This is a genomic window from Citrobacter sp. RHBSTW-00599 (assembly GCF_013784065.1).
GTDB lineage: Bacteria > Pseudomonadota > Gammaproteobacteria > Enterobacterales > Enterobacteriaceae > Citrobacter > Citrobacter braakii.
The window spans coordinates 4181531-4196098 of the sequence record NZ_CP056717.1 but is presented as its reverse complement, the minus strand read 5'-3'; the positions used below and the strand labels follow the sequence as shown (position 1 = coordinate 4196098).

At 53.8% G+C, this 14568-nt stretch carries 11 protein-coding genes; 9 read left to right on the top strand and 2 right to left on the bottom strand.

Annotation, left to right across the window (positions count from 1 at the left end; translation table 11 throughout):
• The first annotated feature begins 10 nt into the window (after positions 1-10).
• The 4 genes from aceF to traT all read left to right on the top strand — a co-directional run bounded on the left by aceF (position 11) and on the right by traT (position 5144).
• Positions 11-1906: a pyruvate dehydrogenase complex dihydrolipoyllysine-residue acetyltransferase gene (aceF, locus tag HV243_RS20505; RefSeq protein ID WP_053388890.1), complete on the top strand. Its 1896-nt coding sequence runs from the start codon at positions 11-13 to the stop codon at positions 1904-1906.
• A gap of 175 nt (positions 1907-2081) precedes the next feature.
• Complete coding sequence (lpdA, locus tag HV243_RS20500; RefSeq protein WP_149330698.1) at positions 2082-3506, top strand: dihydrolipoyl dehydrogenase; 1425 nt, start codon at positions 2082-2084, stop codon at positions 3504-3506.
• A 186-nt stretch (positions 3507-3692) separates the two neighbouring features.
• Positions 3693-4151, top strand: a complete 459-nt coding sequence (tnpA, locus tag HV243_RS20495) for an IS200/IS605 family transposase (RefSeq protein ID WP_149330718.1) — start codon at positions 3693-3695, stop codon at positions 4149-4151.
• A gap of 261 nt (positions 4152-4412) precedes the next feature.
• Positions 4413-5144 carry a conjugal transfer complement resistance protein TraT gene (gene traT / locus HV243_RS20490; RefSeq protein WP_043018444.1) on the top strand — a complete coding sequence of 244 codons (732 nt, stop codon included), beginning with the start codon at positions 4413-4415 and terminating at the stop codon, positions 5142-5144.
• A 61-nt stretch (positions 5145-5205) separates the two neighbouring features.
• On the opposite strand, the gene HV243_RS20485 is transcribed toward traT, so the two are convergent.
• The gene (locus tag HV243_RS20485; protein WP_053390263.1) at positions 5206-6000 is read right to left on the bottom strand and encodes a DUF2950 family protein; all 795 of its coding nucleotides are present in this window, start codon (positions 5998-6000) and stop codon (positions 5206-5208) included.
• Between the two features lie 10 nt (positions 6001-6010).
• Positions 6011-7612 (bottom strand): DUF3300 domain-containing protein, encoded by a 1602-nt coding sequence (locus HV243_RS20480; RefSeq protein ID WP_095715626.1) that lies wholly within the window; start codon positions 7610-7612, stop codon positions 6011-6013.
• A 447-nt stretch (positions 7613-8059) separates the two neighbouring features.
• Between HV243_RS20480 and acnB the strand changes: the two genes are divergently transcribed.
• The 5 genes from acnB to HV243_RS20455 all read left to right on the top strand — a co-directional run bounded on the left by acnB (position 8060) and on the right by HV243_RS20455 (position 14568).
• Positions 8060-10657, top strand: coding sequence for a bifunctional aconitate hydratase 2/2-methylisocitrate dehydratase (gene acnB / locus HV243_RS20475; RefSeq protein ID WP_016151723.1), 2598 nt, complete (start codon positions 8060-8062; stop codon positions 10655-10657).
• A gap of 174 nt (positions 10658-10831) precedes the next feature.
• The gene (yacL, locus tag HV243_RS20470; RefSeq protein ID WP_046275362.1) at positions 10832-11194 is read left to right on the top strand and encodes a protein YacL; all 363 of its coding nucleotides are present in this window, start codon (positions 10832-10834) and stop codon (positions 11192-11194) included.
• 179 nt (positions 11195-11373) lie between these two features.
• Entirely contained in the window at positions 11374-12327 is a 954-nt protein-coding gene (locus HV243_RS20465) for a 2-keto-3-deoxygluconate permease 1 (protein ID WP_016151725.1), read from the top strand.
• Positions 12324-13595 (top strand): D-threonate kinase, encoded by a 1272-nt coding sequence (locus tag HV243_RS20460; RefSeq protein WP_053389231.1) that lies wholly within the window; start codon positions 12324-12326, stop codon positions 13593-13595. Before HV243_RS20465 ends, HV243_RS20460 begins: the two co-directional genes overlap by 4 nt.
• Complete coding sequence (locus HV243_RS20455) at positions 13585-14568, top strand: D-threonate 4-phosphate dehydrogenase (RefSeq protein ID WP_081000486.1); 984 nt, start codon at positions 13585-13587, stop codon at positions 14566-14568. The genes HV243_RS20460 and HV243_RS20455 overlap by 11 nt, the downstream gene beginning before the upstream one ends.

The window sequence follows — 14568 nt, the reverse complement described above, 5'->3', positions numbered from 1 at the left end:
TAAAAGAATAATGGCTATCGAAATCAATGTACCGGACATCGGGGCTGATGAAGTTGAAATCACCGAGATCCTGGTCAAAGTGGGCGACAAAGTTGAAGCTGAACAGTCGCTGATCACCGTAGAAGGCGACAAAGCCTCTATGGAAGTTCCGTCTCCTCAGGCAGGTATCGTTAAAGAGATCAAAGTCTCTGTTGGCGACAAAACTGAGACCGGCAAACTGATCATGATTTTCGATTCCGCCGATGGTGCAGCAGCCGCTGCACCTGCTCCGGCAGAAGAGAAGAAAGAAGCAGCTCCGGCAGCAGCACCTGCTGCGGCAGCGGCGAAAGAAGTACACGTACCGGACATCGGCGGTGACGAAGTCGAAGTTACCGAGGTTATGGTTAAAGTGGGCGACACCGTTGCGGCTGAACAGTCTCTGATCACCGTTGAAGGCGATAAAGCGTCGATGGAAGTTCCGGCGCCGTTCGCGGGCACCGTTAAAGAGATCAAAATCAACACGGGCGACAAAGTGTCTACCGGTTCTCTGATTATGGTCTTCGAAGTTGCAGGCGCAGCGCCTGCTGCAGCACCGGCTCAGGCGGCAGCTCCAGCAGCAGCAGCGGCGGCTCCGGCAGCTTCTGGCTCGAAAGAGGTTAACGTTCCGGATATCGGCGGTGACGAAGTTGAAGTCACTGAAGTGATGGTTAAAGTGGGCGATAAAATTGCCGCTGAGCAGTCACTGATTACCGTTGAAGGCGATAAAGCGTCGATGGAAGTTCCGGCACCGTTCGCGGGCACCGTGAAAGAAATCAAAATCAGCACCGGCGACAAAGTCAAAACCGGTTCTCTGATTATGATCTTCGAAGTTGAAGGCGCAGCACCTGCTGCCGCTCCAGCTGCCGCGGCTGCTCCAGCCTCTGCAGCTGCACCGGCTCAGGCTGCTAAACCAGCCGCAGCTCCGGCCGCGAAAGCGGAAGGTAAATCTGAGTTCGCTGAGAACGACGCTTACGTTCATGCAACGCCGCTGATTCGTCGCCTGGCGCGCGAGTTCGGTGTAAACCTGGCGAAAGTGAAAGGTTCTGGCCGTAAAGGTCGTATCCTGCGTGAAGACGTTCAGGCTTACGTGAAAGACGCTATCAAGCGTGCTGAAGCTGCTCCGGCAGCAGCAGGCGGCGGTATTCCGGGCATGCTGCCTTGGCCGAAAGTGGACTTCAGCAAGTTTGGTGAAATCGAAGAAGTGGAACTGGGCCGTATCCAGAAAATCTCTGGTGCTAACCTGAGCCGTAACTGGGTGATGATCCCGCACGTTACTCACTTCGACAAGACCGATATCACCGATCTGGAAGCGTTCCGTAAACAGCAGAACGCCGAAGCTGAAAAACGTAAACTGGATGTGAAATTCACGCCAGTGGTCTTCATCATGAAAGCCGTTGCCGCCGCTCTGGAACAGATGCCGCGCTTCAACAGCTCTCTGTCTGAAGACGGTCAGCGTCTGACCCTGAAAAAATACATCAACATCGGTGTCGCGGTAGATACGCCGAATGGTCTGGTTGTTCCGGTCTTCAAAGACGTGAACAAGAAGAGCATTACCGAGCTGTCTCGTGAACTGACCACCATCTCCAAGAAAGCGCGTGATGGCAAGCTGACCGCTGGCGAAATGCAGGGCGGTTGCTTCACCATCTCCAGCATCGGTGGCCTGGGTACGACCCACTTCGCGCCGATTGTGAACGCGCCGGAAGTGGCTATCCTCGGTGTCTCCAAGTCCTCTATGGAGCCAGTGTGGAACGGTAAAGAGTTTATGCCGCGTCTGATGATGCCGATTTCGCTCTCCTTCGACCACCGCGTAATCGACGGTGCTGATGGTGCGCGCTTTATCACCATCATCAACAACATGCTGTCTGACATTCGCCGCCTGGTGATGTAAGCGAAAAAGCCGGCCCGACGGCCGGCTTTTTTCTGGTAATCTCATGAAGTCAGTGAGGTTATTGTGCGAAAGACAAATCGGTTGCCGTTTGTTGTTTCAAAATTGTTAACAATTTTGTAAAATACGGGCGGATAGAACGACCCGGTGGACGACGGGTATAAATTAAGAGGTCATGATGAGCACTGAAATCAAAACTCAGGTCGTGGTACTTGGGGCAGGCCCTGCAGGTTACTCTGCTGCCTTCCGTTGCGCAGATTTAGGTCTGGAGACCGTCATCGTAGAACGTTACAGCACCCTCGGTGGTGTTTGTCTGAACGTCGGCTGTATCCCTTCTAAAGCGCTGCTGCACGTAGCAAAAGTTATCGAAGAAGCCAAAGCGCTGGCTGAACACGGTATCGTTTTTGGCGAGCCGAAAACCGATATCGACAAGATTCGTACCTGGAAAGAAAAAGTTATCACTCAACTGACCGGCGGTCTGGCGGGTATGGCCAAAGGCCGTAAAGTGAAAGTGGTTAACGGTCTGGGTAAATTTACCGGGGCAAACACCCTGGAAGTTGAAGGTGAAAACGGCAAAACCGTGATCAACTTTGACAACGCGATCATCGCGGCGGGTTCCCGTCCGATCGAACTGCCATTCATTCCGCATGAAGATCCGCGCGTGTGGGATTCCACCGATGCACTGGAACTGAAAACTGTTCCTAAGCGCCTGCTGGTAATGGGCGGCGGTATTATCGGTCTGGAAATGGGTACCGTTTACCATGCGCTGGGTTCAGAGATCGACGTGGTTGAAATGTTCGACCAGGTTATCCCGGCTGCCGACAAAGACGTGGTTAAAGTCTTTACCAAACGCATCAGCAAGAAATTCAACATGATGCTGGAAACCAAAGTAACTGCCGTTGAAGCGAAAGAAGACGGTATCTACGTTTCCATGGAAGGCAAAAAAGCGCCTGCTGAAGCTCAGCGTTACGATGCAGTGCTGGTGGCTATCGGTCGTGTACCGAACGGCAAAAACCTCGACGCGGGCAAAGCTGGCGTGGAAGTTGATGACCGTGGCTTCATCCGCGTTGACAAACAGCTGCGCACCAACGTGCCGCACATCTTTGCTATCGGCGATATCGTCGGTCAGCCGATGCTGGCGCACAAAGGTGTTCACGAAGGTCACGTTGCCGCTGAAGTTATCGCCGGTAAGAAACACTACTTCGATCCGAAAGTTATCCCATCCATCGCATACACTGAACCAGAAGTTGCATGGGTTGGCCTGACTGAGAAAGAAGCGAAAGAGAAAGGCATCAGCTTTGAGACCGCCACCTTCCCGTGGGCTGCTTCTGGTCGTGCTATCGCTTCCGACTGCGCAGACGGTATGACTAAACTGATTTTCGACAAAGAATCTCACCGTGTTATCGGTGGTGCGATTGTCGGTACCAACGGCGGCGAGCTGCTGGGTGAAATCGGTCTGGCGATCGAAATGGGTTGTGATGCTGAAGACATCGCGCTGACCATCCACGCGCACCCGACTCTGCACGAGTCTGTGGGCCTGGCGGCAGAAGTGTTCGAAGGTAGCATCACCGACCTGCCAAACCCGAAAGCGAAGAAAAAGTAATCTTCCCGCTTTTGTGAAAACGCCTCTTCGGAGGCGTTTTTTTGTGCACAGAAAACCCCCAGCTAGGCTGGGGGTTCCGGAAAGCTTTCAGCTTTGGGCCAGTTATTAAAACCCCTTTTGATTTGTTAAAACACATTGCGGTCTGGCAACTGCAAATGTTTAACAAGAAATCAAAAGGGGGTCCCAATGGGGGACGAAAAGAGCTTAGCGCACACCCGATGGAACTGTAAATATCACATAGTTTTTGCGCCCAAATACCGAAGACAAGCATTCTACGGTGAGAAACGCAGGGCGATAGGCAGCATCTTAAGAAAGCAGTGTGAGTGGAAAAACGTGCGGATCCTGGAAGCGGAATGCTGTGTAGATCATATTCATATGCTTGTGGAAATCCCACCCAAAATGAGCGTATCCGGCTTTATGGGGTATCTGAAAGGGAAAAGCAGTCTGATGCTGTATGAACAGTTTGGGGATATGAAATTCAAGTACAGGAATAGAGAGTTCTGGTGCCGGGGATACTACGTAGATACGGTGGGTAAGAACACGGTGAAGATACAGGAATACATAAAGCACCAGCTTGCAGAAGATAAAATGGGTGAGCAGTTATCGATCCCTTATGCGGGTAGCCCGTTTACGGGCCGTAAGTAACGAAGTCTGATGCAAATGTCAGATCGTATGCGCCTGTTAGGGCGCGGCTGGTAACAGAGCCTTATAGGCGCATCCGAAAAACCTCCGGCTATGCCGGAGGATATTTATTTGCCTGAAAGCTACCAGTTCTGGTAGTCATCTTATTGATATTTCCACTAAAAAAAATTGCGCAACTGCCGATACTTTTTTCGCCATTGTGTGGCTACTGGCCGCGCGGTTAAGAGGCTCTGGATTCTCTATTACACGAAAAAAGGAAATAACATGTCTTTAAAAAAAATCGCGGTTGTTGGCATGGTTGTCGCGACAATGACGCTGACTGGTTGTGGCGCGATGACCACCGCCGTTAAAAAACGTAACCTCGAAGTGAAAACGCAGATGAGTGAAACCATCTGGCTGGAGCCTTCCAGCGAGAAGACCGTCTACATTCAAGTAAAAAACACTTCTGATAAAGACATGAGCAACCTGCAAACCCTGCTGGCAAACGACCTGTCTGCGAAGGGCTATAAAGTGACCAGTTCACCAGACAGCGCTTACTACTGGGTGCAGGCGAACGTACTGAAAGCGGACAAAATGGATCTGCGTGAAGCTCAGGGCTTCCTGAAGACCGGCTATGAAGGGGCAGCGGTGGGTGCTGCGTTGGGGGCGGGGATCACTGCCTATAACAGCAACTCCTCCGGCGCGGCGCTGGGCGTTGGCCTGGCGGCGGGGCTGATCGGTATGGCCGCGGATGCCATGGTAGAAGACGTGAACTACACCATGGTCACTGACCTGCAAATCTCTGAGCGCAGCAAAGCGAAAGTGACAACGGATAACGTTGCCGCACTGCGCCAGGGCACGTCCGGTATCAAGCTGCAAACCAGCAGCGCGCAGGGCGATCGCGCAAAATACCAGACCCGCGTCGTGTCTAATGCCAACAAAGTGAACCTGAAGTTCGAGGAAGCGAAACCGGTTCTGGAAGCGCAGCTGGCGAAATCCGTCGCTAACATCCTGTAATCTCTCGTGAGTTGGCCGGAGGGGCTTCGCTTCCCCGGTCAACTCACTATTTGACTGGCATTCAGGGCGCTACGGGCTGCCAGTTTTTATCCAGATGATATGCGGTTAACGCCTGGGCTTTCTGTTGTGAATCAACGCCGAGATCGGCCTGGTAGACTTTATCATCACCGTTAATCATAAAACTCATAACACCAGTGTGATCGTAGCTGACGGGCCAGGCAACCATCGCAAAGCCGCTGGTTTTATCGGGAAGGATACGGAAACGATAGCCGTGATAGCCCGTGCCAGGCTCCTGCGGACTAAAGGCCGGGCCAAGCGGGCTTGGCGCTTCGCCGGGCGAAACAGGCCAGTACAGACCATCTTTTTTCCCTTCAGAACTGACAATCTTTTGCGCGTATTTTTGGTTCATCGCAAAGTAGCTTTGCTGAGCATCTACATAGGCGTGTAATGCTTCAATAGCCGCAAGTTCGTTGCGCCCAATCTCACGGGTCAGGATCTCTTCAGCCGCTTCCTTGATATCAAATTGCCAGCCGGAAGCGCTTTTAACAACCGGGATCGGCAGTTGCCAGTCGCTGTCCCCGACCACCAGGTGCGCGGTATTGCCGTCGATGACGGTATTATGGCGGACCTTCCAGTCGCGCAGGAAGCGATCAACCGCATCAGGATCGACGCCTTCCGGTGGCAGAAACTCGCGCCAGTTTTCCCCGAGCAGGTTGTTCATCGCGCTTTCATTCTGCTCGCTTATCGCGGTTGCCAGGGCATCGGTCGCCTGGTCTGGTGTGCTGAAGGATTGCTGTGCCATCGCGGTGGTCGAAACCATGAATAACACCATTCCACTGAGTAGTTTATTTTTCATGTCGCTTCCCTTAACGATGACGGAATTCACGGTGTTCAGCACGGTCGCCGGATAGCTGGCGAGATGGCTGGTTGCGGGCGACCTGCCTGCTTTGAGCCCCTCGCTGCTGCTGCGCCTGCCAACTGGCGGAGCGACTGTCGTTGCCGCTCAGCGCATTGGCCCGCGGTTGGCTGGTCCGTTGTTGAAGATTGCGCTGCTGCACGTTGCGTTGCTGCGCTGGTTGCGTGACCCGTTTCTCTTGTCGCTGAGTGGCGGCCTGGCGATGTTCATGTTGCTGAGCGTTTGCCCGTTTTGCCGTTTGCGGTTTGGTATCGTAACCACGGTAGTTATTACGCTGGGAAATTTGCTTTAGTTGTTGGCTGGATGCCTGACGCTGGGCGTCTTTCGTTCCCGTACGCGCCGTCTGGGGGAAGGTTTTCCCCGTTGATTTTTCCATCTGGCTCAACGCGGCCTGACGCTGGCTATCACGGTTGACCGGTCTTTGCTGGGTTGAGCTTAGGCCCGTAGCCGTGTTAGTGGAGTGGAAGCGGTTATTGAGCTGGCTATTAGGGTACGGCACCCCTTCGCGATAGGCCGGGTTGTGCTGCCAGGTACGGTTGGCATCCGTCAGACGCTGTCCACTGATTTTATTGAAGTTATCAACGTTGATATTGATGTTGTTATCACCGTTGCGGTTATAGCCGCCATGGTTATCCCAGTCATCGTTATGATGGTGATCCCAGTCATCGTCGTCATCCCAGTCAATATTGCTGAAAATGGCATAAGTTGTGGCGACGCCGAGGCTGAAGCCTAAACCGTTAACGAAGCTGTTGCCAAACTGCTCGCCGGGCGTTGGCGGTAGATAGGTTGGCGGATAGGCGGTGTTCGGCCAGGTACCGTAAACCGTATTTGGGTTATAGGTGGGAACGTAAACTACCTGCGGGTCGGCGGATTCAATTTTGATTACCGTTGGGCTTGCTGAAGCAGCGGTCGTGGCTGTTGTGGTTGTTGACTCGCTGGTGACGGTTTTAGCCGGTGCTGCTTTGGTCACGGTGGTAACGGTCTGCTGCGGTGTTGATTGCAATGCTCCGGTCTGTTGCGCCAGCGCACGCAGGCGTTGAACGGAATCCATAACCTCTTTCGGCTGCGCAAGGAATGCATCGCCCAGGCTCTGTACCCACGGCGGATTTTCACCCATCAGCGACATCAGCTGTGGAAACGCCACCAGCGATTTCACGCTGGGATCCCAGGGTTGGCTGGCAACGGCCTGAATGGCGGCATCACCCTGCATTTTGGGATTGTCTTTTGACCACTGCGCGGCCTGGATGACGTTGGCCGGGTAGGTTGAGGCCATCAAAATTTGCGACAGCAGTGAATCCGGATAGAGCGCGATTGGCGCAACCCACTGATCGATTTGTGCCGATGTGTACGTAGGGGCTGCGGTGGGCGCTGGTTGATCGGCCGGGGCAGGGGCCGCTACGGGAGCTGGAGCCGGTGCGGACGGTTGCTGTGCGACGGGGGCTGGAGCTGCTGGCTCCGTTGCGCGACTTTTAACGAACATCACGCCAGAGGCGGCAAACAGCCCGGCACTGCACAGAAGGACAAGCAGATGTGGCTTAAAGGGCAACTTCATAAAATGACTCCAACGAGACAAGCGCTGTGCCGTGAGGCGTTCTGTTGCCGCGAGTATTATTCACCCGTGTTAGATAGTTTTGACTTTTATTGGGGATTCACCCGGCAGGTCCGGAAAAAGAGTGTGAAGATTTATTACACAATTATATCTGATGGCTGAAAAATCGCTGGAATATTCAGCATGTCGCGCTTGAAAATCAACCGTTTCACATCGTTTTTAGGGAACCTAAATTACGCCCCGCCTTGTCGCTACACCATTCTTAACGATTCAGCCAATTTTTTATGTTGCTTTTTTGTAAACGGATTAACACTTAATGAAAATCCTGTTATTGTGCCTTACGCGGTACCGGGCATTTACCCTACTAACTACTGTCTCACAGGAGCGTGAAGAGAATCGCCCATCTACAAAAGCGCCGCATTATGACAATGAGAGCGAGGAGATATCGTCGTGCTAGAAGAATACCGTAAGCACGTAGCTGAGCGTGCTGCCCAGGGGATTGTGCCAAAACCGTTAGACGCAACCCAAATGGCCGCACTTGTCGAGCTGCTGAAGACCCCGCCTGTGGGCGAAGAAGAATTCCTGTTAGACCTGTTGATCAACCGCGTTCCTCCTGGCGTAGATGAAGCCGCTTATGTTAAAGCGGGTTTTCTCGCTGCCGTCGCGAAAGGCGACACCACCTCCCCGCTGGTGACTCCAGAAAAAGCCATTGAACTGCTGGGCACCATGCAGGGTGGTTACAACATTCATCCGCTGATCGACGCGCTTGACGACGCAAAACTGGCGCCGATTGCCGCCAAAGCGCTCTCTTCAACGCTGCTGATGTTCGATAACTTCTACGATGTAGAAGAAAAAGCCAAAGCGGGCAACGAATATGCGAAGCAGGTAATGCAGTCCTGGGCCGATGCCGAATGGTTCCTGAACCGTCCTGCTCTGGCTGAAAAAATCACCGTTACCGTGTTTAAAGTGACGGGTGAAACCAACACCGATGACCTCTCTCCGGCACCGGACGCATGGTCTCGCCCGGATATCCCTCTGCACGCGCTGGCGATGCTGAAAAACGCCCGTGAAGGTATCGAACCGGACCAGCCGGGCGCGGTAGGCCCGATCAAACAGATTGAAGAACTGCAGAAAAAAGGCTACCCGCTGGCTTATGTGGGTGACGTTGTTGGTACCGGCTCTTCGCGTAAATCTGCAACCAACTCCGTACTGTGGTTCATGGGCGATGATATCCCTCATGTACCGAACAAGCGCGGCGGCGGTCTGTGTCTCGGCGGCAAAATTGCACCGATCTTCTTCAATACCATGGAAGATGCGGGCGCACTGCCAATCGAAGTGGACGTTTCGAACATGAACATGGGCGACGTGATTGACGTTTACCCGTTCAAAGGAGAAGTGCGTAACCATGAAACCGGCGAATTGCTGGCAAGCTTTGAGCTGAAAACTGATGTGCTGATCGACGAAGTGCGCGCTGGTGGCCGTATTCCGCTGATCATTGGTCGTGGCCTGACTACCAAAGCGCGCGAAGCGCTGGGACTGCCGCACAGCGACGTATTCCGTCAGGCGAAAGACGTGGCGGAAAGCAGCCGCGGCTTCTCTCTGGCGCAGAAAATGGTGGGCCGCGCCTGCGGTGTGAAAGGTATCCGTCCGGGCGCGTACTGCGAACCGAAGATGACCTCTGTGGGTTCTCAGGATACCACCGGCCCGATGACCCGTGATGAACTGAAAGACCTGGCGTGCCTGGGCTTCTCTGCTGACCTGGTGATGCAGTCCTTCTGTCACACTGCCGCGTATCCAAAGCCGGTTGACGTGACCACGCACCACACTCTGCCGGACTTCATCATGAACCGTGGCGGCGTGTCGCTGCGTCCGGGCGATGGCGTAATCCACTCCTGGCTGAACCGCATGCTGTTGCCGGATACCGTCGGCACCGGTGGTGACTCCCATACTCGTTTCCCGATTGGCATCTCCTTCCCGGCGGGTTCTGGCCTGGTGGCGTTTGCTGCTGCGACCGGCGTGATGCCGCTGGATATGCCGGAATCCGTTCTGGTGCGTTTCAAAGGCAAAATGCAGCCGGGGATTACCCTGCGCGATCTGGTACACGCCATTCCGCTGTACGCGATCAAACAGGGTCTGCTGACCGTTGAGAAGAAAGGTAAGAAAAACATCTTCTCTGGCCGCATCCTCGAAATCGAAGGTCTGCCGGATCTGAAAGTGGAGCAGGCGTTCGAACTGACCGATGCCTCCGCTGAACGTTCCGCTGCCGGTTGTACCATCAAACTGAACAAAGAGCCGATCGTTGAGTATCTGAACTCTAACATCGTTCTGCTGAAGTGGATGATCGCTGAAGGTTACGGCGATCGCCGTACGCTGGAGCGTCGTGTGCAGGGGATGGAAAAATGGCTGGCGGATCCGCAATTGCTGGAAGCCGACGCTGACGCAGAATACGCGGCGGTGATCGACATCGATCTGGCGGATATCAAAGAGCCAATCCTGTGTGCACCGAACGATCCGGACGACGCGCGTCTGCTGTCTGACGTGCAGGGCGAGAAGATCGATGAAGTCTTCATCGGCTCCTGCATGACCAACATCGGCCACTTCCGTGCGGCGGGTAAACTGCTGGATGCACACAAAGGCCAGTTGCCGACGCGTCTGTGGGTGGCTCCGCCAACCCGTATGGATGCGGCGCAGCTGACCGAAGAAGGCTACTACAGCGTGTTTGGTAAGAGCGGTGCGCGTATTGAGATCCCAGGCTGTTCGCTGTGCATGGGTAACCAGGCGCGTGTGGCTGACGGCGCAACGGTGGTTTCGACCTCTACCCGTAACTTCCCGAACCGTTTAGGTACCGGGGCGAACGTCTACCTGGCTTCTGCGGAGCTGGCGGCGGTTGCGGCGCTGATTGGCAAACTGCCGACGGCGGAAGAGTATCAGACCTATGTGGCGCAGGTTGATAAGACGGCGGTGGATACTTACCGTTATCTGAACTTCGACCAGCTGTCTCAGTATACTGAGAAAGCCGATGGTGTGATTTTCCAGACCGCGGTGTAATACGCTAACGCGATTTGTGTAAAAACGCATCAATGCCCGGAGAAGTCTGCTTCTCCGGGCATTTTTATTTCTATTCCTTATACCCGCTACGCTTTTTTTCTGCCGCGCTGCTGCGATAATTACAGCAAGGTGCAATGCGGTATTGGCGCATTGCCGGGAGCAGAGGAAGACATTATGGATTACGAATTTCTGCGCGATATTACCGGACTGGTAAAAGTGCGTATGTCCATGGGCCACGAGGTGGTGGGGCACTGGTTTAACGAAGAAGTGAAAGAAAACCTGGCCTTACTTGATGAAGTGGAACAGGCGGCGCATGCGGTGAAGGGCAGTGAGCGCTCCTGGCAGCGAGCAGGGCATGAATACACGCTCTGGCTGGATGGTGAAGAGGTGATGGTGCGCGCCAATCAGCTGGAATTCTCCGGAGATGAAATGGAAGAGGGGATGAGCTACTACGACGAAGAGAGCTTTTCACTCTGCGGCGTAGAGGACTTTCTTCAGGTCGTGGCGGCGTACCGCGAGTTTGTACAACAATCCTGAGATATTTCAGATATCAATGAAGCCGGGTGAGACGAACCCGGCTTTTTTTCATTGAAATGATTATTTGATTTTTATTAATCATTTTAAAACTGTGATCTGCCGCGTTTGCGATCTGTTTTTGATTGAATATAATCGTTATGATTTTATTTAATCACAACACAACAACAGGCGGGAAGACCATGAACATCAAGAAGGCAATAGAACGCGTACCCGGCGGCATGATGGTAGTGCCGTTGGTTATCGGTGCCATTATCAATACTTTTGCCCCGCAGGCGTTGCAGATCGGTGGATTCACCACGGCTTTATTTAAAAATGGTGCGGCTCCTTTGATCGGCGCGTTCCTGCTCTGCATGGGGGCGGGAATTAGTGTAAAGGCGGCACCACAGGCTTTGTTACAAGGCGGTACGATTACGCTGACGAAATTGCTGGTCGCAATCGCGATTGGTCTCGGGGTTGAACACCTGTTTGGTGCAGAAGGCATCTTTGGCTTGAGCGGTGTCGCCATTATTGCGGCAATGAGTAACTCCAATGGCGGGCTTTATGCGGCGCTGGTTGGGGAATTTGGCAACGAACGTGATGTCGGTGCGATTTCCATTCTGTCTTTGAATGACGGACCTTTCTTTACCATGATTGCACTGGGTGCTGCGGGTATGGCAAACATTCCTGTCATGGCGCTGGTGGCAGTTCTGGTACCGTTGGCGGTAGGTATGATCCTCGGTAACCTCGATGCCAATATGCGTGACTTCCTGACCAAAGGCGGTCCGTTGCTCATTCCTTTCTTTGCGTTTGCACTTGGGGCTGGCATTAATCTGGAAATGCTGCTGCAGGGTGGTCTGGCAGGCATTCTGCTTGGCGTGCTGACCACCTTTGTTGGCGGCTTCTTTAACATTCGTGCCGATCGTCTGGTAGGCGGAAGTGGTATTGCTGGCGCCGCTGCATCCAGTACAGCGGGGAACGCCGTCGCGACGCCGCTGGCGATAGCACAAGCCGATCCATCGTTGGCAGAGGTTGCCGCTGCGGCTGCGCCGTTGATTGCTGCGTCGGTAATTACCACCGCTATTCTGACGCCAATTCTTACGTCGTGGGTGGCGAAAAAACAGGCGCGTCAGGCGGTGCAGGAGAAGAAAGCATGAAAATGATCGTTATCGCCGATGATTTTACGGGGTCTAACGATACCGGCGTACAGTTGGCGAAAAAAGGCGCACGCACTGAGGTCATGCTTACATCGGCACAGAAGCCTTCTCGTCGCGTCGATGTTCTGGTCATCAACACGGAAAGTCGGGCGATGCCTGCAATGCAGGCCGCAGCAGCTGTACAACAGGCGTTAGCGCCATGGTGTGAAGAAGCAATAAAACCGCTGGTGTACAAAAAAATCGACTCGACATTCCGTGGCAACGTAGGGGCTGAAGTTACTGCTGCCATGCACACAGCTGGTCGGACGCAGGCCGTTATTGCGGCGGCGATTCCTGCCGCCGGGCGTACCACACGGGATGGATTATGCCTGGTTCATGGCGTACCGCTGTTGGAGACGGAATTCGCCAGCGATCCGAAAACGCCAATTCTCTCTTCACGTATTGCTGAACTGGTCGCGTTACAAAGCGATATCCCGGTACATGAGGTGTCGCTAGCGGATGTGCGTCGGGGAAGCTTGAGTGCGTTGCTGAGCGGATTCGCGACAGCAGGTGAATGTATGGTGGTGGTGGATGCGCAAGAGGAACGAGATCTCGCGTTGATTGCTCAGGCGGTCTGTGAGCAAAAACAGATGCCACTACTGGTCGGGGCGGCGGGGCTTGCCAATGCGCTACCGGCCGGAACGTTTATGCAAGAAAAGCAGGAATTGCCGGTGTTGGTTGTGGCGGGCTCAATGAGCGAAGCAACGCGACGTCAGGTGGAAAAGGCCTTGTGTCAGGACCGGGCAAAGGTGGTGGACGTTGATGCCGCACGCCTGGCAGGGTCAGCATTCGAGCAGGAAATGGCCTCCGTTATTGAGCAGGCTTGTGGGCTGTTGAGTCAACAACACCACACGATCCTGCGCACCAGTCGGCGTGCTGAAGACCGGGATATGATCGACGCGCTGTGTCGTAACGTGGAAATGAGCCGACAACAACTAGGAGAATTGCTGAGCCAGCGTCTCGGAGTGATAACGCTGCACATTATTGAACAGGCACGTATCGGCGGCTTGTTCCTGACCGGAGGTGATATTGCCACGGCGGTCGCCAGTGCGTTGGGAGCCGAAGGGTATCGCATTCAAAGTGAGGTTGCCCCCTGTATTCCGTGTGGAACGTTTGTGAATAGCGAGATTGATGACTTGCCTGTGATTACCAAAGCGGGCGGATTCGGTTCTGACACGACCCTTTGTGATGCGCTGTATTTTATTGAGGAGATGTACCGTGGTAACTAAAACAATTGCGATTACGATGGGAGATCCGGCGGGGATTGGTCCGGAAATTATTGTTAAAGCGCTACGCGAGGATGAGCTTAACGGTGCGCCGTTAGTGGTGGTTGGGTGCCTGAAAACGCTGCATCGATTGCAGGCCCAGGGGTTGGCCGAAGGGGTGACATTTCGCGCTATTGAACAGGTCGCCGATGCCCGATTTACACCAGATACGATTCATGTGATTGATGAACCGTTGGCACAACCCGATGAACTTGTTCCGGGAACCGTACAGGCGCAGGCGGGCGATCTGGCCTATCGCTGTGTGAAACGCGCGACGGAACTGGCAATGAAGGGCGATGTACATGCGATTGCGACCGCGCCGTTGAACAAAGAAGCATTGCATCTTGGTGGACACAATTATCCCGGACATACAGAACTGCTGGCAACGCTGACGGAAAGTCGTGATTACGCAATGGTGCTGTACACAGACAAACTGAAAGTCATCCATGTTTCCACGCATATCGCTCTGCGCAAATTCCTCGATACGCTCAATGGGCAACGTGTCGAAACGGTGATTGGCATTGCCGATACCTTCCTGAAGCGCGTAGGCTTTGCGCATCCGCGTATTGCCGTTGCGGGAGTGAACCCACATGCCGGTGAGAATGGCCTGTTTGGCGATGAGGAAATCCGTATTGTCGGGCCTGCGATTGAAAATACGAAGGCGAAGGGGATGGATGTTTACGGTCCGTGCCCACCGGATACCGTGTTTTTACAGGCTTATGAAGGCCAGTATGACATGGTCGTGGCGATGTACCACGACCAGGGACATATCCCACTGAAGTTGCTCGGTTTTTATGATGGCGTAAATATCACAGCAGGTTTGCCGTTCATTCGTACTTCTGCCGATCATGGTACGGCATTTGATATCGCCTGGACGGGAAAAGCAAAATCTGAGAGCATGGCCGTATCGATCAAACTGGCAATGCAACTGGCGTAA

What these genes read in the sequence shown, in the direction of transcription:
- aceF (WP_053388890.1), top strand. Translation starts at nt 11, where the DNA reads ATGGCTATCGAAATCAATGTACCGGACATCGGGGCTGATGAAGTTGAA.
- lpdA (WP_149330698.1), top strand. Translation starts at nt 2,082, where the DNA reads ATGAGCACTGAAATCAAAACTCAGGTCGTGGTACTTGGGGCAGGCCCT.
- tnpA (WP_149330718.1), top strand. Translation starts at nt 3,693, where the DNA reads ATGGGGGACGAAAAGAGCTTAGCGCACACCCGATGGAACTGTAAATAT.
- traT (WP_043018444.1), top strand. Translation starts at nt 4,413, where the DNA reads ATGTCTTTAAAAAAAATCGCGGTTGTTGGCATGGTTGTCGCGACAATG.
- HV243_RS20485 (WP_053390263.1), bottom strand. Translation starts at nt 6,000, where the DNA reads ATGAAAAATAAACTACTCAGTGGAATGGTGTTATTCATGGTTTCGACC.
- HV243_RS20480 (WP_095715626.1), bottom strand. Translation starts at nt 7,612, where the DNA reads ATGAAGTTGCCCTTTAAGCCACATCTGCTTGTCCTTCTGTGCAGTGCC.
- yacL (WP_046275362.1), top strand. Translation starts at nt 10,832, where the DNA reads ATGGATTACGAATTTCTGCGCGATATTACCGGACTGGTAAAAGTGCGT.
- HV243_RS20465 (WP_016151725.1), top strand. Translation starts at nt 11,374, where the DNA reads ATGAACATCAAGAAGGCAATAGAACGCGTACCCGGCGGCATGATGGTA.
- HV243_RS20460 (WP_053389231.1), top strand. Translation starts at nt 12,324, where the DNA reads ATGAAAATGATCGTTATCGCCGATGATTTTACGGGGTCTAACGATACC.